Annotated in this window: 1 protein-coding gene; it reads left to right on the top strand. The window is 57.5% G+C overall.

Features of this window, described 5'->3' with window-relative positions:
• Positions 1–254, top strand: a 254-nt coding sequence (locus tag B7449_RS17435; protein WP_048883932.1) for a hypothetical protein, incomplete at both ends; no start/stop codon positions are given.

Raw genomic sequence — 254 nt, 5'->3', positions numbered from 1 at the left:
AAGGCGCTGGGTGACCACGAGCAGGCGCAGAATATCGAGGCAGGGGACGCCATCGAGATGTTGCGCCGGGTCTTGGATCCGGAAGATATGCCTGAACTTCTGTCCAGCGTCCGGCAGGTATCTGCAAGAAATCGCGAGATTGCTGATCTGTTTCGTGGCGCAGAGCCGGAAGAGAGCGATCTGGAATCCCACGAGTTCAAGGGAGCTGCGGCAAACGCGCATACGGACGAGGAAAATGATGACGACGTCCGTAA

The sequence above is a fragment of the Komagataeibacter intermedius TF2 genome, assembly GCF_000964425.1.
Lineage (GTDB): Bacteria > Pseudomonadota > Alphaproteobacteria > Acetobacterales > Acetobacteraceae > Komagataeibacter > Komagataeibacter intermedius.
Note: the sequence above shows the minus strand (reverse complement) of the source record. Positions and strands in the feature narration are given on the sequence as shown.